21 protein-coding genes are annotated in these 22,700 nt (G+C 45.1%); 14 read left to right on the top strand and 7 right to left on the bottom strand.

Annotated features, from left to right (window positions below; all coding sequences use genetic code 11):
- Positions 1 to 85 precede the first annotated feature (85 nt).
- Entirely contained in the window at positions 86 to 2,455 is a 2,370-nt protein-coding gene (arcB, locus tag OCU35_RS11145) for an aerobic respiration two-component sensor histidine kinase ArcB (protein ID WP_102322201.1), read from the top strand.
- Positions 2,456 to 2,505: 50 nt separating this feature from the next.
- Complete coding sequence (locus tag OCU35_RS11140) at positions 2,506 to 2,970, top strand: hypothetical protein (RefSeq protein WP_017026868.1); 465 nt, start codon at positions 2,506 to 2,508, stop codon at positions 2,968 to 2,970.
- 78 nt (positions 2,971 to 3,048) lie between these two features.
- Here the strand turns inward: OCU35_RS11140 and arcA are convergent, their stop codons facing one another.
- Together arcA and OCU35_RS11130 are read right to left on the bottom strand one after the other, a co-directional pair.
- Positions 3,049 to 3,762 carry a two-component system response regulator ArcA gene (gene arcA, locus OCU35_RS11135; RefSeq protein WP_017026869.1) on the bottom strand — a complete coding sequence of 238 codons (714 nt, stop codon included), beginning with the start codon at positions 3,760 to 3,762 and terminating at the stop codon, positions 3,049 to 3,051.
- A gap of 417 nt (positions 3,763 to 4,179) precedes the next feature.
- On the bottom strand, positions 4,180 to 4,692 hold the full coding sequence (locus tag OCU35_RS11130; protein WP_017026870.1) for a hypothetical protein: 513 nt from the start codon (positions 4,690 to 4,692) through the stop codon (positions 4,180 to 4,182).
- A 427-nt stretch (positions 4,693 to 5,119) separates the two neighbouring features.
- Here OCU35_RS11130 and thrA point away from each other — a divergent pair, with 427 nt between their 5' ends.
- From thrA to thrC, 3 genes are read left to right on the top strand one after another with little or no spacing between them, the layout of a single operon-like run.
- Positions 5,120 to 7,579 carry a bifunctional aspartate kinase/homoserine dehydrogenase I gene (gene thrA, locus OCU35_RS11125; protein WP_065209468.1) on the top strand — a complete coding sequence of 820 codons (2,460 nt, stop codon included), beginning with the start codon at positions 5,120 to 5,122 and terminating at the stop codon, positions 7,577 to 7,579.
- A 2-nt stretch (positions 7,580 to 7,581) separates the two neighbouring features.
- Positions 7,582 to 8,544, top strand: a complete 963-nt coding sequence (gene thrB / locus OCU35_RS11120; RefSeq protein ID WP_017026872.1) for a homoserine kinase — start codon at positions 7,582 to 7,584, stop codon at positions 8,542 to 8,544.
- The gene (gene thrC / locus OCU35_RS11115; RefSeq protein ID WP_017026873.1) at positions 8,541 to 9,821 is read left to right on the top strand and encodes a threonine synthase; all 1,281 of its coding nucleotides are present in this window, start codon (positions 8,541 to 8,543) and stop codon (positions 9,819 to 9,821) included. Before thrB ends, thrC begins: the two co-directional genes overlap by 4 nt.
- Positions 9,822 to 9,945: 124 nt before the next feature.
- Here the strand turns inward: thrC and grcA are convergent, their stop codons facing one another.
- Positions 9,946 to 10,323, bottom strand: coding sequence for an autonomous glycyl radical cofactor GrcA (gene grcA, locus OCU35_RS11110; RefSeq protein ID WP_017026874.1), 378 nt, complete (start codon positions 10,321 to 10,323; stop codon positions 9,946 to 9,948).
- A gap of 319 nt (positions 10,324 to 10,642) precedes the next feature.
- On the opposite strand from grcA, the gene nfo reads away from it, so the two are divergent.
- The 3 genes from nfo (at position 10,643) to OCU35_RS11095 (ending at position 13,037) form a co-directional block, all read left to right on the top strand.
- Positions 10,643 to 11,494, top strand: a complete 852-nt coding sequence (gene nfo / locus OCU35_RS11105) for a deoxyribonuclease IV (RefSeq protein WP_261825366.1) — start codon at positions 10,643 to 10,645, stop codon at positions 11,492 to 11,494.
- Positions 11,495 to 11,734: 240 nt separating this feature from the next.
- Positions 11,735 to 12,415: a uracil-DNA glycosylase gene (gene ung, locus OCU35_RS11100; RefSeq protein ID WP_102460237.1), complete on the top strand. Its 681-nt coding sequence runs from the start codon at positions 11,735 to 11,737 to the stop codon at positions 12,413 to 12,415.
- A gap of 70 nt (positions 12,416 to 12,485) precedes the next feature.
- A complete protein-coding gene (locus OCU35_RS11095; protein WP_102376575.1) occupies positions 12,486 to 13,037 on the top strand; it encodes a hemerythrin domain-containing protein in 552 nt (183 codons plus the stop codon).
- Positions 13,038 to 13,094: 57 nt separating this feature from the next.
- Here the strand turns inward: OCU35_RS11095 and OCU35_RS11090 are convergent, their stop codons facing one another.
- Entirely contained in the window at positions 13,095 to 13,280 is a 186-nt protein-coding gene (locus tag OCU35_RS11090) for a DUF3545 family protein (RefSeq protein WP_017026878.1), read from the bottom strand.
- A gap of 401 nt (positions 13,281 to 13,681) precedes the next feature.
- On the opposite strand from OCU35_RS11090, the gene OCU35_RS11085 reads away from it, so the two are divergent.
- The 4 genes from OCU35_RS11085 to OCU35_RS11070 all read left to right on the top strand — a co-directional run bounded on the left by OCU35_RS11085 (position 13,682) and on the right by OCU35_RS11070 (position 17,351).
- Positions 13,682 to 15,136 (top strand): alanine/glycine:cation symporter family protein, encoded by a 1,455-nt coding sequence (locus OCU35_RS11085; RefSeq protein WP_026026043.1) that lies wholly within the window; start codon positions 13,682 to 13,684, stop codon positions 15,134 to 15,136.
- Between the two features lie 369 nt (positions 15,137 to 15,505).
- The gene (gene yaaA / locus OCU35_RS11080; protein WP_261825365.1) at positions 15,506 to 16,279 is read left to right on the top strand and encodes a peroxide stress protein YaaA; all 774 of its coding nucleotides are present in this window, start codon (positions 15,506 to 15,508) and stop codon (positions 16,277 to 16,279) included.
- Positions 16,280 to 16,329: 50 nt separating this feature from the next.
- Positions 16,330 to 16,884 carry a GNAT family N-acetyltransferase gene (locus OCU35_RS11075; RefSeq protein ID WP_261825364.1) on the top strand — a complete coding sequence of 185 codons (555 nt, stop codon included), beginning with the start codon at positions 16,330 to 16,332 and terminating at the stop codon, positions 16,882 to 16,884.
- Positions 16,885 to 16,922: 38 nt separating this feature from the next.
- Positions 16,923 to 17,351: a VOC family protein gene (locus OCU35_RS11070; protein ID WP_261825363.1), complete on the top strand. Its 429-nt coding sequence runs from the start codon at positions 16,923 to 16,925 to the stop codon at positions 17,349 to 17,351.
- Between the two features lie 38 nt (positions 17,352 to 17,389).
- Here the strand turns inward: OCU35_RS11070 and srmB are convergent, their stop codons facing one another.
- Entirely contained in the window at positions 17,390 to 18,610 is a 1,221-nt protein-coding gene (srmB, locus tag OCU35_RS11065) for an ATP-dependent RNA helicase SrmB (protein WP_017026883.1), read from the bottom strand.
- Between the two features lie 74 nt (positions 18,611 to 18,684).
- Positions 18,685 to 19,410 (bottom strand): tRNA1(Val) (adenine(37)-N6)-methyltransferase, encoded by a 726-nt coding sequence (locus tag OCU35_RS11060; RefSeq protein ID WP_102454699.1) that lies wholly within the window; start codon positions 19,408 to 19,410, stop codon positions 18,685 to 18,687.
- Between the two features lie 307 nt (positions 19,411 to 19,717).
- Between OCU35_RS11060 and brnQ the strand changes: the two genes are divergently transcribed.
- Positions 19,718 to 21,031, top strand: coding sequence for a branched-chain amino acid transport system II carrier protein (gene brnQ / locus OCU35_RS11055; protein WP_017031283.1), 1,314 nt, complete (start codon positions 19,718 to 19,720; stop codon positions 21,029 to 21,031).
- Between the two features lie 93 nt (positions 21,032 to 21,124).
- On the opposite strand, the gene fldB is transcribed toward brnQ, so the two are convergent.
- Positions 21,125 to 21,643, bottom strand: coding sequence for a flavodoxin FldB (gene fldB / locus OCU35_RS11050; protein WP_026026340.1), 519 nt, complete (start codon positions 21,641 to 21,643; stop codon positions 21,125 to 21,127).
- Between the two features lie 117 nt (positions 21,644 to 21,760).
- Between fldB and xerD the strand changes: the two genes are divergently transcribed.
- Positions 21,761 to 22,672 carry a site-specific tyrosine recombinase XerD gene (gene xerD, locus OCU35_RS11045; RefSeq protein ID WP_017243565.1) on the top strand — a complete coding sequence of 304 codons (912 nt, stop codon included), beginning with the start codon at positions 21,761 to 21,763 and terminating at the stop codon, positions 22,670 to 22,672.
- The last annotated feature ends 28 nt before the right edge of the window (positions 22,673 to 22,700 follow it).

The following is a 22,700-nucleotide window of genomic DNA, read 5'->3' as shown; positions in this document are numbered from 1 at the left end:
TTACCTCTAAATTACTCTCTTGCCTTACTTACTTTTACGGTTAGGCAAGATAGACTACAAGCAGTTACAGCAATTGGACTGCTTGATGAAACAACTGAAAACCTACTCACAATACTACGTCGACCTTCTGGTAAAACTCGGGATCTATCGATTCTCTTTTCTCATTGCCGTTGCATTGATCACTTTGGCGATCTTTGTACAGCTAGGCATTAGTTGGGTCTTAGCAGAAGAGTTTGAGTATAAGCACATGCTTCGCTCCCTCGCTTTTGGTCTGATCATGACGCCTTGGGCGGTGTACTTTATTTCGATAGTGGTTGAGCAGCTTGAAGAGTCTCGCCGTCGCCTCTCAAAACTGGTATCTAAACTCAGCGATATGCGAGAGCGAGACCTCGAACTGAATAATCAGCTTACCCAGAACCTAGATAAATTGAATCTTGAGATGAAGGAGCGCTTATCCGCTGAGGACTCCCGAGAGCAAGCGATGTTGGATCTTGAACATGAGGTGATCCAGCGAGAAGTGACCCAGATAGCCCTTTCTGAAAGAACGGCGCTACTTCGCTCATTTATCGATGCCTGTCCGGATTTATTTTATTACCGCACCGCCGATGGCGTCTTTTCGGGGTGTAACCAAGCGGTAGAAAAACTGACAGGCAAAACGGAAAAAGAGCTTGTCGGCCTAACGCCGTGGCAGGTCTATAAAAAAGAGATCGCGCAACAGATCGTAGAAACCGATCTGATTGTGTTTGAAAACAAAGAAGAACTCATTTACGAGCAATGGCTCGAGTACCCTGATGGGAGAAAGGCCTACTTTGAACTGCGTAAGGTGCCATTCTTCAATAAAGATGGCCAGCACCTTGGCTTGGTGGGCTTTGGTCGTGATATCACTGAGCGCAAACTCAACGAGAAATCTCTAGAGAAGGCGAGTCGAGATAAAACTACCTTTATCTCTACCATTAGTCATGAGTTGAGAACGCCACTGAACGGCATTGTCGGTCTTAGTAGAATGCTGTTGGGCACCAGTCTCGATAAAGAACAGCGCCAGTATATGCAAACCATCAATGTCAGTGCGATTACACTGGGGCATATCTTTAACGATATCATCGATATCGATAAGTTCGACCGCAATAAACTGGAGCTTGTGCCATCAGAGCTGAATTTTAATGATTTTGTTACTGAACTGGATAGCTTATCGCGCCTTATGGCAGAACAAAAAAGCTTAAGGTTTGAGTTAGAAAGATTGACGGATATGCCCGATAGCGTTGTTGTTGATGCTACACGGCTGCGCCAAGTGTTGTGGAACCTAATAAGCAACGCGATGAAGTTTACCGCTGAGGGGGGGGTCTTCGTCAATGTGAGTGCTGATGCTACAGAAGATAACCAAATAGCCATCCGCTTTGAAATAGAAGATACCGGTGTCGGGATCCCTGAGTCAGAACTTGAGAAGATCTTTGCTATGTATTATCAAGTGAAGTCAGAAGAAGGGAATTTGCACGCGGTGGGCACTGGCATTGGCCTAGCTGTTTCTCAATCCTTGATTCGAAAAATGGGTGGTGATATCTACGCAAATAGTGAATTGGGGCATGGCAGTACCTTTACTGTTGAGATAACTGTGCCTCGCGGTAAAGGTATCACCGAGGTTGTTGAAAACCCTGAGCCTCTGCAACGTCCCCTTTCTATCTTTATGATTGAGGACATTGAACTCAATATCACTGTGGCGCGCTCGTTGATCAATAGCTTTGGCCATTCGGTTGATGTGGCAATGACAGGCAAAGAAGCTTTGAGTAAGTTTGAACCCACCAAATACGACATCGTGCTGCTGGATATACAATTGCCGGATATGACAGGGTTTGATATCGCTAAAGAGCTACAAAGTCGCTATACAAACCTGCCTCCTATCGTTGCGCTAACAGCTAACCTTGTGAAGGATAAAACTGCTTATCGTGAAGCGGGTATGCAGGATGCTATTAGCAAGCCGTTGTCAGCAAAAGCGCTGCGAAAAATATTGAAGAAGCTTTGCTATTTAGATGATCAAAGCGTCGATGAAAAAACCCACGCCACAAAGTCTGTACTCGAAGACTCTACTGTAGAGAAAGTGGTAACAGATGAGCTGGTTGATAAAGAGATGCTCACCTCTTATATCGAGATTGTCGGTAAAAAGCCGGTATTGGATAGCGTACAGCTGTTCAAAGAGATGATGCCGGAATATGTCGCTATCTTGGATTCCAACTTGGTGGCAAGGGATCAAGAGGCCATTGTCTCTGAAGCGCATAAAATTAAAGGTGCAGCAGGATCGGTTGGACTCAAGCGTATTCAAATGGTCGCTCAACAAGCTCAGTCACCAGAATTGCCTGCATGGTGGGAGAACATCAATGATTGGATCGATGAGATAAAAACAAGTTATCTATCGGATATAGATGTTCTTAAAGATTGGATTGAGCAAGAGTTTGATAAATAATAGGTTTATAATCAAATACATTCATAATGGTTTACGTACAGGAGTCAGCCATGAGAGTTAAAGTATTAGGAACAGTATTACTCAGTTCTGCGTTATTGTTTGGTTGCGCCTCTACTGGTGAAGAAGTGCCTTGGATGGAAGCTGCACCTACAGCACAGGTTGAGCAAACCAGCGTGACACTTGAATCAACGATGTGGGGCAACAAAATGCCGACCTTTGACGAGGCGCATTCTATTCCACTGCATGGCAGTTTAATCTTGACGTCAAATGACGCCATTCCAGCGGATTTGGGTGTGACTTCTATCTGGATTAGACACAATGGTGAAGCGCTACAAATTGACGCTGATGCTTTTGATGTAGAAGCGGTTACTGAAAAACAGTGGAAGATTTCATTTAAACAGATGGAATACTACGACGGTAGCTTTGAGTCTGCTGACGTGGCGGTAGAGCTGGAGAGCGACGTTCAGAAAATCTGGCTGGTGGAAAAGTCCGTTGATGTGGATACGGTTTACTAGCTTAAAGCTTTGCTAAGCCCAGAAACGAAAAAACCCAGCGCTCGCTGGGTTTTTTTATAATCAATATAAAATCGACTATTAGTCTAGGTCACCACAGAAGCGGTAGCCTTCACCGTGAATGGTGGCGATGATCTCTGGAGTACCAGCAACCGATTCGAAGTGCTTACGAATACGACGGATAGTTACGTCTACTGTACGGTCGTGTGGCTTCAGCTCACGTCCAGTCATCTTCTTCAGCAACTCTGCACGAGTTTGGATTTTGCCTGGGTTTTCACAGAAGTGAAGTAGGGCACGAAACTCTGAGCGAGGTAGCTTGTAGCCTTCGCCATTTGGATTAACCAAAGAGCGGCTATTGATATCTAGAACCCAACCGTTGAAAGTGTACTTCTCAACGTTTTTGCTTTCTTCTTCATCTTTGCTCACATTCATTGAACGAGATAGAAGATTACGAGCACGGATAGTCAGTTCACGAGGGTTGAAAGGCTTAGTGATGTAGTCATCAGCGCCGATTTCAAGACCCAAAATTTTGTCAACTTCGTTGTCACGGCCTGTTAAGAACATAAGTGCAACGTTCGCCTGCTCTCTTAGCTCACGAGCCAAAAGTAGACCATTTTTACCTGGTAGGTTGATATCCATTATCACCAAGTTTACTGAGTGCTCAGAGATCACTTGATGCATAGAGTCGCCGTCGATAGCTTCGAATACACTGTATCCTTCAGCTTCAAAGATGCTCTTGAGGGTACTACGAGTAACTTGTTCGTCTTCTACAATAAGAATGTTAGGGGTTTGCATTGGCTCTACCTAAACTATGTGTAATGGGTTTTAAATATATAAATTCTAGGCAAAAAAATAACATTAAGGTAATCATTTTGTGCATACATATTGATGCGACTTATGACCTTTTGAACCTCAATGTCCCCCTCCTTGGAAATTCTCTAAGATACCTATAAGTCCGTAAGTATCTTTCATTCTTAGCCAAATTAGTTGCGCATCATACCGACTTAACAGCTTTCTAACAATCGGTCATTGTTAATTTATTTCACTTTATTGATTTAAATCAATCGATATTTTTAACAATGTCTCGAAAAGGCAGTGAAAAACCGTGATGTAGCTCTATATTCGCTGTTACTAAGTTACAGAACTGCGTTTCATCGTGTGACTTAAAGGGGGCGTAGTTACGCAGGTGTAAAAATCATGTATAAGAAATCTTTAAAAACTGAAGCCTAGCTTCACTTCGATGGCACTTTGCCAGTCTTCATAATCGAGCGTTGCTTTCAGGTTAAGGCTCTCGGTAAGCATATATTTACCTGATAGTTCAGCCCCCATGGAGTCTGCAATGCTCTCTTCACTGGAGTCTGATGCGGTATAAATGGCACTGTTAAGAGACAGTTTTTGGTTGAACTGATAGTTAACACCGCTGAGAAAGCCTCTATTGGGCTGATTATCACCTGAGTTTGATATTCGGGTTGCGACATATAAATCTATGTTATCGAGAACTGAGTAGGCATACCCAGTGTCCATTCGCCATTCATCAAACTGCTCACCAGAGGTGGAGTCTGCTGACATAAATAGTCGGTGAGGGGAGCGAGAGCCAAGAGAGGCGGCGCTGGCATCGTACTCTGTTTCGTTTTCAAAATCGGACGCAGCGTGAGCAAATGTGGTCAGCAACAAAGAGGCAACTAGCGCAGCAAACAGCATCGCAGTACGAAGATTCAATCGCATTTTGCCTCCTAATCAGTCCTTTGAAGAGTATCAATTATGGATGGAGAAAAGACGATTTTCCAATCTGTTAGTTATAATTTGTCTGTCTAGTCTATGCAATATTGTGCATTTCCTTTTTTTAGCTAAATTTTTCATGCTGTTATGTGACGGCTGTAGTCTCATTTTTATTACCAAAAATGAAAAATTAATCTGTTTTGTTAATTTGTCGTTGACGAATTAAAGCAAAATAGGTAATTCTAGAGCCAGACACAGAAAATAGATTGATTAAAACATACTGATGAATACACGTAGCCTGATTACCCGAATGATTATTACCAGCACCACGAGTGTTGGGGCAGGCTGCTGAAAGAAACATTTTTTAAAAAAGGCCTGTATCCCACCAGATACAGGCCTTTTTTTTTACAATTTTTAGCTCAGGGAGAATGGAATGCGAGTATTGAAATTTGGAGGATCTTCGCTAGCGGATGCAGATAGATTTTTGCGAGCGGCGAACATCATTGCGAATAATGCGGATCAGGAAGAGCTAGCAGTCGTGCTGTCAGCTCCAGGGAAAACCACCAACAAGCTGGTAGCGATCATCGAAGCCGCTTTAAACAAGCAAGACGCTGAGCTACAAATCAAAGAGCTGCGTAACTCTTTTACTGAGTTGTCTAATGAGATAAAGAAAGAACTACCTAACATCCAACTGGCAGAGTTTGAGGCTCAAGTTAAGGAGTCTCTAGATAATCTGGTTGAGTTTGTTCAAGGCATCAAGCTTTTAGGCATGTGCCCAAACAATGTTAATGCTCGCATTATCAGTAAGGGTGAGAAAGTCTCTATTCGCTTAATGAGAGCGGTTCTTGAAGCGAAAGGTCAAGCAGCAGGTCTGATAGACCCAGTTCAATACCTATATGCTAAAGGTGATCACCTTGAAGCTATGGTTGATGTCGAAGTCTCAACGCAAAACTTTGTTCAATCGCCACTTCCAAAAGGGCAAGTGCACCTAATGCCTGGCTTTACTGCCGGCAATGAAAAAGGTGAACTAGTGACACTAGGTCGTAATGGCTCTGATTATTCAGCGGCAGTATTGGCTGCATGTTTACGTGCAGACTGCTGTGAAATATGGACAGATGTTGATGGTGTCTACAACTGTGACCCTCGCCTCGTAGAAGATGCACGCCTATTAAAATCTCTAAGTTACCAAGAAGCGATGGAGCTTTCTTACTTTGGCGCATCGGTTTTGCATCCAAAGACCATTGCTCCTATTGCTCAGTTCCATATCCCATGTCTGATTAAGAACAGCTTTAATCCACAAGGTGCAGGCACCTTAATTGGCCTAGACACTGGCGAAGACAATCTGGACATCAAGGGTATTACTACCCTTAATGAGCTAACAATGGTCAACGTATCAGGTCCAGGAATGAAGGGCATGGTAGGTATGGCGAGCCGCGTATTTGGCGCTATGTCTTCGGCTGGTATCTCTATTGTTCTTATTACGCAGTCTTCATCAGAATACAGCATCAGTTTCTGTATCGAAGCGGCGGATCGTCAGCGAGCTAAATCAGTACTTGAAGAAGCGTTTGAGCTAGAGTTGAAAGACAGCCTATTAGAGCCTGTAGAGTTTATTGATGACGTGGCTATTTTAACGCTGGTAGGCGATGGCATGCGCACCTCTCGCGGTGTCGCGTCTAAGTTCTTCACCTCATTAACTCAGGTGAACGTGAACATTACCGCTATTGCTCAGGGCTCTTCTGAGCGCGCAATCTCAGCCGTTATCCCTGAAGATAAGATCTCTAAGGCGATCAAGGCGTGTCATGAAAACCTATTTAACTCTAAGCATTTCCTTGACCTATTTGTTGTTGGCGTAGGTGGTGTTGGCGGTGAGTTGGTGGATCAGGTGGCTCGTCAGCAGCAGAAACTTGCCAAGAAAGGCATTGTCATTCGTGTGTGTGCTCTAGCAAACAGCCAAGGCATGCTACTCGACGGTGAAGGCCTAAACCTTGAGCATTGGCGTGACCGCATGAGCAATGCTAGCGAGAAGTTCAGCCTAGCGTCGCTAAGTGCAATGGTTCAGCGTAACCACATCATCAACCCTGTATTAGTGGACTGTACTTCAAGTGAGAATGTTGCAGGACAATACGCTGACTTCCTTCAAGCGGGCTTCCACGTCGTCACACCGAACAAGAAGGCCAACACAGCAAGCATGGCGTACTACCATCAGCTTCGTCAGGTGGCGCGCTCTTCTCGTCGTAAACTCATGTATGAAACAACGGTTGGCGCAGGCTTGCCGGTAATCGAGAACCTACAAAACCTAATCAATGCAGGTGATGAACTGGTTAAGTTCAACGGCATCCTATCCGGCTCTCTTTCTTTCATCTTCGGTAAGCTAGATGAGGGAATGACACTGAGTGAAGCGACTAAGGTTGCGATGGAGAATGGCTTTACTGAACCAGACCCTCGTGATGACCTATCAGGCATGGATGTGGCGCGTAAGCTTCTTATCCTAGCTCGTGAAACCGGTATGGCCATAGAACTTGAAGACGTTGTTGTCGACCAAGCGCTACCACCAGGCTTTGATGATTCGGGCTCTATTGAAGAGTTTGTCGAGCGTCTACCTCAAGCTGATGCGTACTTCTCGGAAATGTCGCAAAAGGCGGCAGAAGAAGGCAAGGTACTTCGCTATGTAGGTGAAATCGTTGATGGCAAGTGTCGCGTGACGATTGCCGCAGTCAATGAAGACGATCCTCTATTTAAAGTTAAAGATGGTGAAAATGCCCTGGCATTCTATAGCCGTTACTACCAACCAATTCCACTGGTTATGCGTGGCTACGGTGCGGGTACAGAGGTAACTGCTGCCGGTGTATTCTCTGATGTTATGCGTACATTGGGCTGGAAACTGGGGATCTAAACATGAAAGAGAGTGTTTGTGTTTACGCTCCAGCATCCATCGGTAACGTGAGCGTTGGCTTTGATGTGCTGGGAGCTGCGGTATCACCAGTTGATGGCACACTGCTTGGTGACCGAGTGATGGTCACTGTTGGTGAATCTGCATTTGAACTAAAAACAGCGGGCCGCTTTGTGGCAAAGCTACCCGCTGATGCGAAACAGAATATTGTCTATCGCTGCTGGCAGGTGTTTGCTCGTGAAATGTCGAGCAAGGGACAACCTATGCGTCACCTTGAAATGACCCTAGAAAAGAACATGCCAATCGGTTCAGGCCTGGGTTCAAGTGCTTGCTCTATTGTCGCGGCATTGGATGCACTGAATCAGTTCCATGACAATCCGCTTAACGAAACAGAATTGTTGGCGTTAATGGGGGAAATGGAAGGCGAAATTTCTGGTGGTGTTCACTACGATAACGTCGCACCTTGCTATCTTGGTGGCGTGCAGCTGATGGTTGAGGAGCTTGGTATTATCAGCCAAGAGGTACCGAGTTTTGACAACTGGTACTGGGTCATGGCTTATCCTGGCATCAATGTCTCCACTGCGGCCGCGCGTGAGATCTTGCCGGCTCAATATCGTAGACAAGACATCATCGCTCATGGGCGTCATTTAGCTGGTTTTATTCATGCTAGCTATTCAGGCCAACCTGAGCTTGCCGCTAAGATGATCAAAGACGTCATTGCTGAACCTTATAGACAGCGTCTATTGCCAGGTTTCCCTGAAGCTCGCAGCTATGCGGCAACCGCAGGCGCTCTGACCTCAGGAATTTCAGGCAGTGGTCCCACAATGTTTACTATCTGTGATAGTTTAGAGGTTGCGGAGCGAGTCAAATCTTGGCTTGAAGTTAATTATGTACAAAATGATGAAGGATTCGTGCACATCTGCAAGATAGATCAGCAGGGCTCGAAAGTAACAGGAAGTAAATTATGAAGCTGTATAACATCAAAGAAAATGACGAGCAGGTCTCTTTTGGACAAGCGGTTCGTCAGGGGTTAGGACGCAACCAAGGGTTGTTTTTTCCAACTGATATCCCAGCACTCGATAACATCGACGCGTTGCTCGAGGAAGACTTTGTAACCCGAAGCAGTAAGATACTTTCGGCGCTTATTGGTGACGAGCTTTCTGAGTCTCAAGTCTCTCAGATGGTAGACACTGCATTTCAATTTCCAGCGCCTATCAAATCAGTTAAAGATGGCACGTATGCACTAGAACTGTTCCACGGTCCTACTCTTGCGTTTAAGGACTTTGGCGGTCGCTTTATGGCTCAGTCACTAGCAACGGTTTCTAAGGGTGGCAAGATCACTATCTTGACGGCAACCTCTGGTGACACAGGCGCAGCGGTTGCTCATGCCTTTTACGGCATGGCGGATATCAACGTCGTTATTCTGTATCCAAAAGGCAAGATCAGCCCTCTTCAAGAGAAACTGTTCTGTACCCTTGGCAAGAACATTCATACTGTTGCCATTGATGGTGATTTTGATGACTGTCAGGCATTGGTGAAGAAGGCATTTGATGATGAAGCTCTACGTCAAGAAATTGGCCTGAACTCAGCGAACTCAATCAATATCAGCCGTTTGATGGCTCAAATCTGTTACTACTTTGAAGCCGCTGCTCAAATGAGCAAGTCAGAGCGTGAAAATCTCGTGATTTCAGTGCCAAGTGGTAACTTTGGTAACCTAACAGCTGGCTTGCTTGCCAAAGCCTTAGGTTTGCCAATCAAGCGCTTTATCGCCGCAACCAATGCCAACGATACTGTGCCACGCTACCTAGAAACGGGTAAGTGGGAGCCAAAACCAACGGTTGCGACGACTTCAAACGCAATGGATGTTAGCCAGCCCAATAACTGGCCTCGTATTGAAGAGCTTTGTCAGCGCGAAGGCTGGGGATTAGATACTCTTGGTAGTGCAGCCGTAACGGATGAGCAAAGTGCCGCGAGCGTGAAGGAGCTGCACGATTCAGGCTATCTATGTGAGCCTCATGGCGCGATTGCTTACCGTGCACTTCAAGAGCAACTTGCTGAGGGTGAAACCGGCCTGTTCCTATGCACCGCTCACCCTGCGAAGTTCAAAGAAGTGGTCGATGATATCCTAGGCACTGATATTGAATTACCAGGACCTCTGGCAAAGCATGCTGCGATGGACCTGTTGTCTGAAGACCTTGCTAATGATTTTGACCTGCTAAAAACAGTGTTGAGAAAAGTACAGTAATCTTCTGCAGATAAAAAAAACGGCGCTCAGGCGCCGTTTTTTGTGTCTATAGCAAATGAATAGACACAAAAAAGCCCGGCAACGTGAATTGCCAGGCTTTTAGCATTTTTACTAAAGCTCTAGATTATAGAGACTCAGTGAAAGTACGTGCGATAACGTCTTTTTGCTGTTCAGCTGTTAGAGAGTTGAAACGTACAGCGTAGCCCGATACACGGATAGTTAGCTGAGGGTATTTCTCAGGGTGCTTAACAGCGTCTTCTAGAGTATCACGCTTAAGAACGTTCACGTTTAGGTGCTGACCGCCTTCGATTTTAGGTGCTTTTTCGATAGCGATTTCACGGCTCTCGTAGTCACCTAGATCTGAAGCAGGGATTACTTGATCTGCTTCATAGCCAGACGCTGCAACAACACAACGAGCTTCGTTCTTTTCAGAATCTAGTAGCCAGATAGAGTTTAGAAGCTCATCGTTAGCTGCCTTAGTGATTTGAATTCCTTGGATCATAATTTTCTCCTCAGCCACATATGTGGGTTCGATTTACGGATAAACTTGGAGCTTTTTCAATCGCTCACTGCATGTTTGCCATTTTAATATTGATTTACGTCAAAAAACAACTAAAAACCATATTTTTTTTAAGGTGTTTTCCATGACTATGATCAAGTTATAATTAATTCATTGATTTACAGTTCGATCTTTAACAATATTGGCGAAATTAGCCGTTATTGTGTGGTTTTTTAACAACATTTGTATCAAATTTGTTGCTGTATGCGTTGAGCATATCATGGTGTAAGTGACAAGAATTGGAAGATAAAGAGAACTTTTTATGTCGACAAACAAGTTTATTGGTGCGCATGTCTCCGCCGCTGGTGGCGTAGAAAATGCTCCTCTTAGAGCAAAAGAAATTGGTGCCAACGCCTTCGCCTTGTTCACTAAGAATCAGCGCCAGTGGGTGGCTAAGCCCTTAACGCAAAAAAGCATCGATTCATTCAAGAAAAACTGCACGGCGTTAGGGTTCAAAACTGAGCAGATCCTGCCACACGACTCATACTTGATAAATTTGGGTGCCCCTGAAGACGAAAAACTAGAGAAGTCTCGCGCCGCATTTATTGATGAGATGGAGCGTTGTGAGCAGCTGGGTTTGACGCTATTGAACTTCCACCCGGGCAGTCACTTAAAGAAAATCTCAGAAACAGAGTGTTTGGCGCGTATTGCTGAATCCATCAACCTTGCTCACAAAGCAGTACCGAATGTCATAGCGGTTATTGAGAACACCGCAGGGCAGGGAACTAACCTCGGCTGGCGATTTGAACATCTAGCGGAAATCATTGAACAGGTTGAAGATAAAAGCCGTGTTGGCGTATGTATCGATACCTGCCACACCTTTGTTGCTGGGTACGACCTAAGAACGTTTGAGGCGTGTGAGAAGACATTTGCAGAGTTTGATCGTGTAGTGGGTATGCACTATTTGCGTGCAATGCACATCAATGATTCAAAAATAGCACTGGGTGGGAAGGTCGATCGACACCATTCATTGGGGGCTGGAGAAATCGGTTGGGATTGTTTTAAGTACATTTGTCAGGATTCGCGTTTTGACGGAATCCCGCTGATCCTAGAAACCATCGAGCCTGAGATATGGAAAGATGAGATTCAAAGCCTGCGAGCGTTCGCACTTTAAATTATTTTTCTAATTGTTTGCTTTATTGGCACGCTTCTTCCATTACTTAAAGTGACAGCCGTCACAAATAGAATTGGAGTGTGCCATGTTTACATCTATCTTCCCTCAAGCTCGTCCATGTCAACGTGGTCAAGGTCACCATCGCTCTCCTCAGCGCAGTACTAAAAAGAAGTAATACCTAAATCTGACTCAGTATGCCAATATCTTCTTTATTGTGACAAAGAGATAGAGAAGACGGCATTGAGTTGGCAAGCATTTATTGAACAGGAGCGCTCGCAAGAGTACTTCCAAACCCTACAAGCTTTTATCGATGAAGAACGTGCTTCAGGTAAAGCCATTTATCCTGCACCGGAGCATGTGTTTGCCGCATTTGAGCAAACACCGATAGAGAAGACTAAAGTGGTCATTCTTGGCCAAGACCCTTATCACGGCCCAAATCAAGCCCACGGTCTGAGTTTTTCAGTGTTGCCGGGTAATAAAATCCCACCTTCTCTTCGCAATATCTATAAGGAACTCTCACAAGACATTGAAGGCTTTGAGGTGCCAGATCATGGCTATCTAAAGTCTTGGGCAGAGCAGGGCGTACTGCTACTGAATACAGTGCTGACCGTTGAACAAGGCAAAGCCCACTCTCATGCAAAAAGTGGCTGGGAGATATTCACGTTAAGAGCCATTGAGTATTTGGCTAACCAGCAGAAAAATATCGTTTTTATACTTTGGGGGGCACACGCTCAGAAAAAAGTGGCCAGCATCAATGCGGATGATCACTGCATACTCACTTCACCTCATCCATCCCCATTATCGGCTCGACGTGGCTTTTTTGGTTGTCGACATTTTTCCTTAGCCAACCGTTATTTAGATCAACACGGCAAAAACGGCATAAACTGGCCTATCCCAACCGCTAATTTGACGCTTTTTTGAGGTATCCCTAAAACATAGATCGGTAAAATTGCTTAAACTTAAGTCAGTTATTGATATGGAGGGATGAATCATGATGATTGAAAGGATCCGTCGCGAGCACGGGTACATGGTGCGCTTGCTCGCGATCTTGAGGAAGAAACTGACGCAACTGAAAAGTGAAGAACCGATCAACTATACCTTGTTAAAAGAGATTGTTGATTATCTTTGCGATCACTCTGAAAAAACGCACCATCCTAAAGAAGATCTTATTTATCATTACTTTATTGAGAAGTATGGCGAGCAAGATAAGATCAGCAACCTTGAAGCCGAACACATCATCCTATCTAAGACAACGCACGAGTTTTTGGATGTTGTGGAAATGGTATTGCAAGATGCTGTGGTTCCTTTGGATGTGTTTGCACAGCAGCTGGAAACCTTTATTCAAGAGCAAAAACGACACCTGGATCTTGAGGAGCGTGAAGTTCTACCTTTGATCAATAAAACTTTTAGTACTTCAGATTGGCAATATCTTGAGAAAAAATGGGGTGCACAAGAAGATGACCCTGTGTTTGGTGAGACCATTGCTGATAAGTACAAGCAGCTGGCTGCTAGAGTCAAGCAAACGGATGAAGAGTGTATTTAGGACAGATATAAAAAAGGATGGGTTAGACCCATCCTTTGTTTTTCAAGGGAATCCGTTTTACAGCTGAATGTCTTCTAAGCGATATTCACTGCACACGTCCAAATCCAACAACTCCTTTTGTAGTCTCTGACGATCTTTGATTGCTTCAATTTCACGCCACTTACGTTTTACCGGTTTTGAGCGACCTCTTCGAGTCCCACTTTCTTCTGATTCAAAGATACTTTCAAGTTGCAAGCCATCCATAAGCTATCCCTTCTAACTGTAATTAAGTACTTTTCTAGCGATTACCTAGCGTGGGTTAAAAACCCTTTAACCAGCTAAGCAAGCTTGCCGACATTATTACCACGAACATTGCCACTTTATCTTTGAACTGTTTCGCAATTATTTCTCAATCGTGAAGCTTTTGTTCATCAATGAGGGCTATTTCACACTGGCAAATAACATAGCTGTATGAAAAATATACGAAAAAGTGTGCAATTTGATTTCTGATGTCGATGACGGCATGATGCGCTCGAAAAATGTAATTCGAAGAATGGTGTATGGGTAATCGTTTGCCTTCTACAATACTCAGGTCAAATTATAAAAAAACCGAGTAGTAACCATTCCATTGCTCTTAATCGAGCCTATTTGAGTACGAGGTTGATGTGACAGACATAATCAATTTAATGAACGATCTTCTTTGGGGGTCAATCCTTGTTTACCTACTTGTAGGTGGCGGTATTTACTTTACCGTTCGTCTTGGTTTTATTCAGTTCAGACACTTTGGTCACATGTTCAGTGTCCTAAAAAACAGTCGTAAAGCCGACAAAGCTGGTATTTCTTCTTTCCAAGCACTTTGTACCAGTCTTGCCGCGCGTGTTGGTACCGGTAATATGGCCGGTGTTGCGGTAGCACTAACCGTAGGTGGCCCAGGTGCTATCTTCTGGATGTGGCTGATCGCTATGCTAGGTATGGCAACGTCATTTGCTGAGAGTTCACTGGCGCAGCTATATAAGACCAAAGACGAAGACGGTAACTACCGTGGCGGCCCTGCTTACTACATGGAAAAAGGCCTAGGAATGCGTTGGATGGGGGTATTGTTCTCTATCTTCCTCATTATCGCTTTCGGTCTAGTGTTTAACTCAGTTCAAGCAAACTCAATAGCGAGCGCGATGAATACGGCATTTGGTATTGAACCAATGTACGTGGGTATCGGTGTTGCAGTGCTGTCTGCATTCGTTATCTTCGGTGGTATTCGTAAGATTGCTCGCACAGCAGAACTTATCGTTCCTGTGATGGCTCTAGCTTACCTTGCTCTAGCACTATTCGTTATGTTCTCTAACTTGGATAAAGTACCAGACGTATTGGTTCTTATCTTCAAGAGTGCATTCGGCTTGCAAGAAGCGGCTGCGGGTGGCGTAGGTTACGCCATTGCTCAAGCAATGATTAATGGTATCAAGCGCGGTTTGTTCTCGAACGAAGCGGGTATGGGTTCTGCGCCTAACGCTGCAGCGTCTGCAACACCTTACCCACCGCACCCTGCATCACAAGGTTATGTACAGATGCTAGGCGTGTTTACGGATACCATTGTTATCTGTTCTGCAACCGTTGCGATTATCCTGGTTTCTGGCGAGTACGTACCTCACGGTGAGATTACCGGTATCGAGCTCACTCAGCGAGCGTTGACCGCAGAAGTGGGCGAGTGGGGCGGCATTTTTGTTGCTGTTGCTATCTTCTTCTTTGCGTTCACCTCTATCATTGCGAACTACTCGTATGCTGAGACAAACCTTATCTTCCTTGAGCACAACCACAAAGCGGGTCTAAACATCTTCCGTGTGATTGTACTGGGCATGGTGTTATTTGGCGCTGTATCGAGCTTGCCTGTGGTTTGGGCTATGGCTGATGTCTCTATGGGCTTGATGGCGATAGTCAACATGGTGGCTATCCTGCTGCTGTCTGGTATCGTAGTGAAGCTGGCAAAAGACTATAACCAACAGCTAAAAGCAGGCAAGGTGCCAACCTTTAACGCTAAAGACTACCCAGAGCTTCACTCTCAACTAGAAGAGGGTATCTGGGACGACCATGAAGAGCTTAAGGCTCAGGTGGAAAGAAACAAATAATCGACAACGCCGATTGAAACAATAGTAAGAGCCGTGCTGACTTAGCACGGCTTTTTTTATACTCTAGGGTCTGTTGACCTTTTGCGATTGAATTTTGCTCGACCAGAAGTCATTTAATCAAGGCGAGGGACTTGCCGCTTAGTCATCTAAGCAAAAGTCGCTCAACGATGAGTAAATGGTTTCTGGTCGAGCCCTTCGGGTAGCGCTTTGTTGGGCATTTCTACCGCGTTAGTCACTTTTCATGTGGAACCACCACACCTAAAAGCGACTGCCTTGTATTAATACCCAACAAATCGCTACAAAAACAACCTCAAAAGATCAACAGACCCTAAGTACATATCGCAAGTAACCCGAGTAAAGGACATTGGTATGCTGATTTTAGTCTCACCGGCAAAAACGCTAGACTTCGAATCGCCACTGGCGACAGAGCGCTATACACAACCTGATTTTATTGCTGATTCAGCAGAGTTGGTGAAGGTGTGTAAAAAACTAACTCCAGCGGATATCTCTGGCTTGATGAAGGTCAGCGATAAGATTGCAGGACTGAACGTGGCACGCTTTCAAGAGTGGAGCAAAACCTTCACGCCCGAGAACTCACGCCCAGCGATCCTTGCTTTTAAGGGTGACGTCTATACCGGGCTTGAGGCTGAGACATTCAGTGAGCAAGACTTTGACTATGCGCAGAGCCATTTCCGCATGCTATCGGGCTTGTATGGACTGTTAAAACCATTAGACCTTATGCAACCCTATCGCCTAGAGATGGGAACAAGGCTCGCCAATGATAGAGGCAGTAACCTGTATCATTTCTGGGGAGACAAGATCACCGATAAAGTGAATGAAGCCTTGGCTGAGCAAGGGGATGATCTTCTGATCAATCTAGCATCAAATGAGTACTTTAAAGCGGTCAAGCCAAAGAATGTGCAAGGCCGAGTCATCACTCCAGTGTTTAAAGACCTGAAAAATGGCCAATATAAGGTGATTAGCTTCTTTGCTAAGAAGGCAAGGGGCATGATGGCGAAATACATTATTCAGAACCAAGTCGATAGCCTCGATGCTCTAAAGCAGTTTGATTACGCAGGTTACTACTTTAGTGACACCGATTCGACCCCTAGAGAGTTAGTGTTCAAGCGCGATGCGCAGTAGGGAAGAGGTTCTAGATTTCTAGGACCTAACCCCCTAAAGCTTGTTGTCTAATGATGCTTGAAACCCCCAGACTGCTTTTGAGAACGTGGAAGCCAACGGATTTTGATGCCTTTGTGCAGATGAACCAGAGCCCTGAGGTCATGCGATTCTTCCCTGATACGCTGACCCCTATGCAAAGCGTAGAATCGGTACGACGCTTGTCTGAAGAACTCGACAGCCAAGGCTGGGGAATGTGGGCGATAGAATGCAAACTCACTCATCAGTTTGTCGGCATGGTGGGCTTACAGCAACGTTCAGCTGAAGATGGCATTTTAGGTAGTCCCTTTGTTGAAATTGCTTGGCGGTTGCAGAAAGAGTTCTGGGGGCAGGGTTTGGCGCCAGAGGCCGCTGCTGCTGTGTTGGCGCATGCCTTCATACAGCTTAAATTCGATACTATCTATAGCTTAACGGCCTTAAGTAACCTTCCGTCTCAGCGAGTAATGCAAAAGATAGGGATGCACAATACCGACAGAGATTTCCAGCACCCTAAACTCGATACTGATTCTCCCCTTAGTTGGCACTGCCTCTATAAACTCACCAAATCACAGTGGTTAAGCTCAAGATGATCCTAAACTAAGGGAATCACTTTAATGGGAGTAGAGCCATGGACGCGAGAGTAAGCATCATTACACTGGGGGTATCAGATCTAAAACGTTCGCACGCCTTTTATTTAGCGCTCGGTTTTCCTTCCAGTTATACAGAAGAGCAAGATATCGTGTTCTTCAGAACATCGGGTGTCTGTGTTGCCCTTTATCCCATGCAAAAACTAGCGGAAGATATTGGCATTGATATCCCTGACAATCAAAGTCCAACGCCAATGATGACCCTCGCACACAATACCAAAGCACAGCATCAGGTGGATGAGATCCTAGATCTGGCGGTAAAAGCGGGTGGAACTCTGGTTAAGCCTGCTCAACGAGTATTTTGGGGTGGTTACAGCGGTTATTTTCGAGATCCAGATGGGCATTATTGGGAAATAGCTCATGCCGATTTTTGGCAATTCAATGAAGATGGCAGCTTAGTGATTGAGTAACAAAGAAAAACCCCCGACTCAAAGAGCCAGGGACTGTATTATTTCTTCTTTTTCTTAGCCTTGGTTGCTGTCTTAGCAGCGGGCTTCTTTTTCTTCTTCTTAAACACAGGTTTTTTGTGCTTAGGACGAAGCTCCTTGATGAAGCGCTCTTTAATTGCTTCTTTCGTGTAGCGCTCAACACGCTCAATCATTGACTGATCGTGGGCCTCAACGATAGATACTGCGTTACCTTTTTTGCCTGCTCGTGCTGTACGACCAATACGGTGAAGGTAGACATCAGCGGTGCGAGGTAAATCGTAGTTAATTACATGGCTAACGTCTGGCAAGTCAATACCACGAGCGGCAACATCGGTCGCCAGCAATACGTTCACTTGGCCATCACGGAAGCGAGCAATCGCGTTGTTACGGCGATCTTGAGGCATCTCACCTTGGATCCAGCTACAAGGGATTTGAGCGCTGTCCAGTTGTTGACGAAGTTCTGCAAGACGCTCACGAGTCTTCAAGAAGATAATGCTTCTTTCTGCTTGCTCGGTGATGATGTGCTTCAGCAGTTCTAGCTTATGCTCCGCATCATCGGCACGGTGATACCACTGTTGAATCTTCTTACGTTCTTTTAGCGAAGGCTGTGCATCAATTTCTGCAGGGTCTTTAAGTAGACCTTCAGTGAAGCCTTCAACGCCCTTGCCTTCAAGAGTTGCTGAGAACAATAGCGTCTGTTTACGCCAGCGACACTCGTTCGACAGTCGGTCTACGATTGGGCCAAAGCCCATGTCTAGCATTCGGTCAGCTTCGTCTAAGATCAGCCATTCGATAGCACGGCAGTCAAAACGCTCTGCGTTGATGTATTCCATCAATCGACCCGGCGTCGCAACCACAATATCTTGAGTGGTTGATAGGATATCAGCGTGGTCTTGATACATAACACCACCGGTGATGGTGAAAATATTAAGGCTGGTATGCTTTGCTAATTCTTTAGCTTGCTCCGTAATCTGCATCGCCAACTCGCGAGTAGGAGTCAGGATCAATACTCGTGCTGGACCGCCACGACGACGTGGAAAGTCTAAAAGGTATTGCAACGCTGGAAGTACAAAAGCCGCGGTTTTGCCTGTGCCTGTTGGGGCAGAAGCTAGGATATCTCTACCGTCCAGGGCTTGAGGGATCGCTTCACTTTGTACTTTTGTTGGTCTTTCAAAGCCGATTTCTTCTATGGCTTTAATAAGGGATTGGTCTAAATCTAACTCAGCAAAAGTTCTTAACACTGCAGTGCTCCGCAAACGGGTGGACGATAAAAGAAAGTATTATAGTTTAATGGTGACGCACGTCACACTCTTATTTACATCTTTAAGTAAAAACTCTGTGTTAGCGCAACAAACTCCGCGCTATAGCCATCACCTTTATGAATGATGAGCTCTGTTTCTTCGGTTGGAGCGCTGTTATCCATATCCAATCGCAATTCAAACAGATAGCGGCTGTGAGCTTTGTTGTGTGTGGTTTTTACCTTACACAAGCGACTCAAGTGCCAACCGTTGTTGGTGGCGCGCAAAATACACTGCTTCGCTTCTTCTAAGGGCAAGATAAAACTCGCGCTACCGCTACTTAAGAGTAGCGCTTTACAAGAGTCTAGAAGGTCTGGATGAGATAAGGTGTCGGTATGTCTGGCGGTCGCTCTGGTGGTTAGAGAAGATTGTTCACCGGAATTGAAATAAGGGGGATTACAGATAATGGTATCAAATGCTGCCTTATTTGATTTCGAGAAGGAGACGATATCCGAATGATGCAACTGGAAACGCGCTCCCCATGGGCTGGCGTCAAAGTTCGTTTTCGCCGCTTCAATCGCAGAGTGGTCAATATCTACAGCCACAATATCCAGTTCAGTATTTCGCTGCGCACACATCAGGGCCAGCAAACCCGTACCAGTACCAATATCAATAAGCTTGTTGCTGCGACTTACATTTGTCCAAGCGCCTAGTAGCACCCCATCGGTGCTCACTGGCATGCCACTATTGCCCCCCCAAATAGAGAATGACTTGAACTGAAAGTTCTTTGTTTTTGTCGTCATGGCTAGATCGAACCCTAGGTTGTTTGTAACGAAAATTGTGCTTTGTTTTATGCAAATGCGGTGTATGCAATGGTTTTGTTATTATTTCTGGGTGTTCTGTTGGTTTTTGGTTTAGCTTGAAACACTGCTTTAGTGTGTCTAAATCAGTTTAACGCACTGCTGTTTGGTTAAAAAACCGAAACTATATGGTGTTTAAGCTCGTTTGCTTGAGATTGTTGATTGGCCTGTTCATTATGCTTCTCATAAAAATTAATCATAGAGGCGCTGAATTAGCGCGTCCAGCAAACTATTTATCTTCGAGGTTATTTTGAAGAAGAGCTTATCCATTTCAGACATTGTTGCACTTGGCTTTATGCTATTTGCGTTTTTCTTAGGTGCTGGCAACATCATCTTTCCACCAATGGCCGGCCAATTAGCAGGCGAGAACCTAATTCCTGCAATGGGAGGCTTTTTGCTTACCGCTGCTGGACTGCCTCTGATTACGGTGGTTGCTGTGGCTACAGCGGGTGGCACATGGGATCATTTAACTAGCGATCTTCCTAAGAAGGTGGCTCTGTTAATCGCAGCGCTAATTTTCATTATCATAGGCCCTGCATTTGCTGCGCCACGCGCAGGCTTAGTGGCTTATGAAATGGGTATTCGCCCGTTTGTTTCTCAACCGGGAACGCTGCACCTTGCTCTGTTTTCTATTACCTTCTTTGTTCTTGCGATGGCACTGGCTTGGGCTCAAGGGTCTTTGCTAGACACTATTGGTAAGGTTTTAACCCCTATCATGTTTGTTGGCTTGGTTGCTCTTTCTGTTGCTGTAGTGCTTAACCCTCAAGGTCCGATTATTCATGCGCAGGGTGACTATATGAGTCAGCCCTTTACTAAAGGGATCTTGGAAGGCTATCTAACTATGGATACCTTTGCATCCTTGATGTTCGGTATGTTACTTGTTCAAGCGATTAATTCTAAGGGTGTGACAGAGCGTAAAGATGTTGCACGCTACCTTATCGCGGCAGGTGTTATTGCTGCTGTAGGTTTATGCCTTGTATATATCGCTCTGTTCTACCTAGGAGCGACAAGTAACGGTATTGCGGCAGGGCTTGAGAATGGCGGCGCTATTCTGGCTGAATATGTGAAGGCGCTGTTTGGAGATAAAGGTCAGTGGGTTCTTTCGGTTATTGTGCTGTTGGCATGTTTAACCACAGCGGTTGGTTTGATTTCTGCGAGTTCAGATTTCTTCAGCAAAAACACTAAGCTGGGCTACAAGTTCTGGGTTGTTGTAAATGGCAGTGCGTGTGCGCTTGTGGCTAATGTTGGCCTTGCGCAGTTAATTGAGCTATCTGTCCCAGTACTGTTTGCGCTTTACCCAATAGCGATTGCCTTGGTCGCACTGACGTTTGTTCGTCCATGGTTACCTAATCCAAAGTTGGCCTATCGCTTTGTACTTATGATCGCTTTCATTTGCGCGTTAATTGATGCTGCAAAAGTGGCAGGACTTGATGTATCGCTATTCAAATTCTTGCCAATGTTTGAACTAGGCCTAGGTTGGGTGTTGCCTACCTCTGCGGCTTTAGTTGGCATGCTATTCACGGGTTCACAACAGTCGGACATAGAGAAGCAAGCCGAAGCCTAATTCATTTAGGATAGAATACGCATCTCGATACGGGAAAACCCAATAAAAAAGGAGGCATTTTAAATGCCTCCTTTTTTCTATTTCTGCTTTGATTTACAGCGAGTCAGCATACTCAACAAGGATCTGCTCACACCAAGAAGCGATGCGTTCGTCGCTGAATTCGTACTGAGAGTCCTCATCAAGTGCGAGTCCTACAAACTTGGAGCCATCTTCGGTGAGTGCCTTTGATGCTTGGAATTCATAGCCTTCTACTGGCCAGTAGCCGATAAAGTTAGGTTTGCTTGGCTGAAGCTGCTGATGAAGTAGTCCCATCGCATCCTGAAACCATTCGCCATATCCTTCTTGATCCCCTAAGCCGAATAACGCGACGTGCTTGCCTGTTAGCGGTACGCCATCTATGTCGTGCCATAATGCTCCCCAGTCTTCTTGAAGTTCACCGAAATCCCATGTGGAAATCCCTAGAATCAAAAACTCATAGTCGTTCATTAGGGAGAGTGGGGTATCTTTTACATTGTGCAGATCTACAATATCGCTTCCAATGATGTCTCGAATTTTTTCTGCTGCCATTTCGGTATAGCAGGTGGTAGAGCCGAAAAATAGTCCTATTTTCATCATTTTAATTATAGCTAATGGTCATGTTGCTGATTCTACCTTTATTTTTACTAACTTTCAGTGCCCGCCTCTAGCAATCGGCCCAATGCTTGTATACTTTAAGGTGACTGTATTGGTATGACTGGAACTTTTAGCTTGTTAAATCAGAATCTTATAGAGCAATTCTTAGATGCTATCTGGATGGAAAAGGGCTTGTCAGAAAATACCTTAGCCTCTTATCGACTGGATCTAAGCAAGCTATCGCAATGGCTAGAGCAGAATAAATCTGATTTATCCTCCGTCAGTTACCAAGAGCTATTAGATTATCAAGCCTGGCTGGTGGACAAGAACTTTGCCCAATCCAGTCGTGCTCGAATGTTGTCTGCTATGCGCCGATTGTTTCAGTATCTTTATCGAGAAAAGATACGCTCTGATGACCCTAGTGCGCTGTTAATTAGACCTAAACTTCCAAAGCGGTTGCCAAAGGACATAAGCGAGCAACAGGTTGAGAGTCTGCTTGATGCGCCCAATGTCGATGACCCGATAGAGCTTCGCGACAAGGCGATGCTTGAGCTTTTATACGCAACGGGTTTGCGCGTGTCAGAGCTTGTAGGGCTGACCATGGAAAACATGAGCCTGCGCCAAGGTGTTGTCCGAGTAGTCGGTAAAGGGGGAAAAGAGCGACTAGTTCCCATGGGTGAAAATGCCATTGATTGGATTGAACGTTTTCTTACCCAAGGCCGGTCTCAATTAATGGGAGAAAATTCCTCGGACGTTGTATTCCCGAGCAAACGCTCTCGCCAAATGACACGGCAAACGTTTTGGCACCGTATCAAGTACTATGCACAGATTGCTGGTATTGATACCGACACCTTATCACCACACGTGATGAGACATGCCTTTGCCACTCATTTATTGAACTATGGTGCAGACTTACGTGTCGTACAGATGTTGCTGGGACATAGTGACTTATCTACGACTCAAATTTATACTCATGTTGCCACAGAGAGATTGAAACAGATCCATCAGCAACATCACCCAAGAGCGTGATCGTGCAGTTTTTATGCTCACACGCTGT

Origin of the sequence: Vibrio breoganii (assembly GCF_024346795.1) — a bacterium.
Lineage (GTDB): Bacteria > Pseudomonadota > Gammaproteobacteria > Enterobacterales > Vibrionaceae > Vibrio > Vibrio breoganii.
The sequence above is the reverse complement of the archived record's forward strand: the minus strand, read 5'-3'. Positions and strand labels throughout refer to the sequence as shown.

Coding starts and splice junctions, on each gene's coding strand:
- arcA (WP_017026869.1), bottom strand. CDS start 3,762: ATGCAAACCCCTAACATTCTTATTGTAGAAGACGAACAAGTTACTCGT.
- nfo (WP_261825366.1), top strand. CDS start 10,643: ATGTCGACAAACAAGTTTATTGGTGCGCATGTCTCCGCCGCTGGTGGC.
- thrA (WP_065209468.1), top strand. CDS start 5,120: ATGCGAGTATTGAAATTTGGAGGATCTTCGCTAGCGGATGCAGATAGA.
- OCU35_RS11070 (WP_261825363.1), top strand. CDS start 16,923: ATGGACGCGAGAGTAAGCATCATTACACTGGGGGTATCAGATCTAAAA.
- yaaA (WP_261825365.1), top strand. CDS start 15,506: ATGCTGATTTTAGTCTCACCGGCAAAAACGCTAGACTTCGAATCGCCA.
- OCU35_RS11075 (WP_261825364.1), top strand. CDS start 16,330: ATGATGCTTGAAACCCCCAGACTGCTTTTGAGAACGTGGAAGCCAACG.
- thrB (WP_017026872.1), top strand. CDS start 7,582: ATGAAAGAGAGTGTTTGTGTTTACGCTCCAGCATCCATCGGTAACGTG.
- OCU35_RS11140 (WP_017026868.1), top strand. CDS start 2,506: ATGAGAGTTAAAGTATTAGGAACAGTATTACTCAGTTCTGCGTTATTG.
- fldB (WP_026026340.1), bottom strand. CDS start 21,643: ATGAAAATAGGACTATTTTTCGGCTCTACCACCTGCTATACCGAAATG.
- thrC (WP_017026873.1), top strand. CDS start 8,541: ATGAAGCTGTATAACATCAAAGAAAATGACGAGCAGGTCTCTTTTGGA.
- OCU35_RS11060 (WP_102454699.1), bottom strand. CDS start 19,410: ATGACGACAAAAACAAAGAACTTTCAGTTCAAGTCATTCTCTATTTGG.
- arcB (WP_102322201.1), top strand. CDS start 86: ATGAAACAACTGAAAACCTACTCACAATACTACGTCGACCTTCTGGTA.
- OCU35_RS11095 (WP_102376575.1), top strand. CDS start 12,486: ATGATGATTGAAAGGATCCGTCGCGAGCACGGGTACATGGTGCGCTTG.
- xerD (WP_017243565.1), top strand. CDS start 21,761: ATGACTGGAACTTTTAGCTTGTTAAATCAGAATCTTATAGAGCAATTC.
- grcA (WP_017026874.1), bottom strand. CDS start 10,323: ATGATCCAAGGAATTCAAATCACTAAGGCAGCTAACGATGAGCTTCTA.
- OCU35_RS11090 (WP_017026878.1), bottom strand. CDS start 13,280: ATGGATGGCTTGCAACTTGAAAGTATCTTTGAATCAGAAGAAAGTGGG.
- OCU35_RS11130 (WP_017026870.1), bottom strand. CDS start 4,692: ATGCGATTGAATCTTCGTACTGCGATGCTGTTTGCTGCGCTAGTTGCC.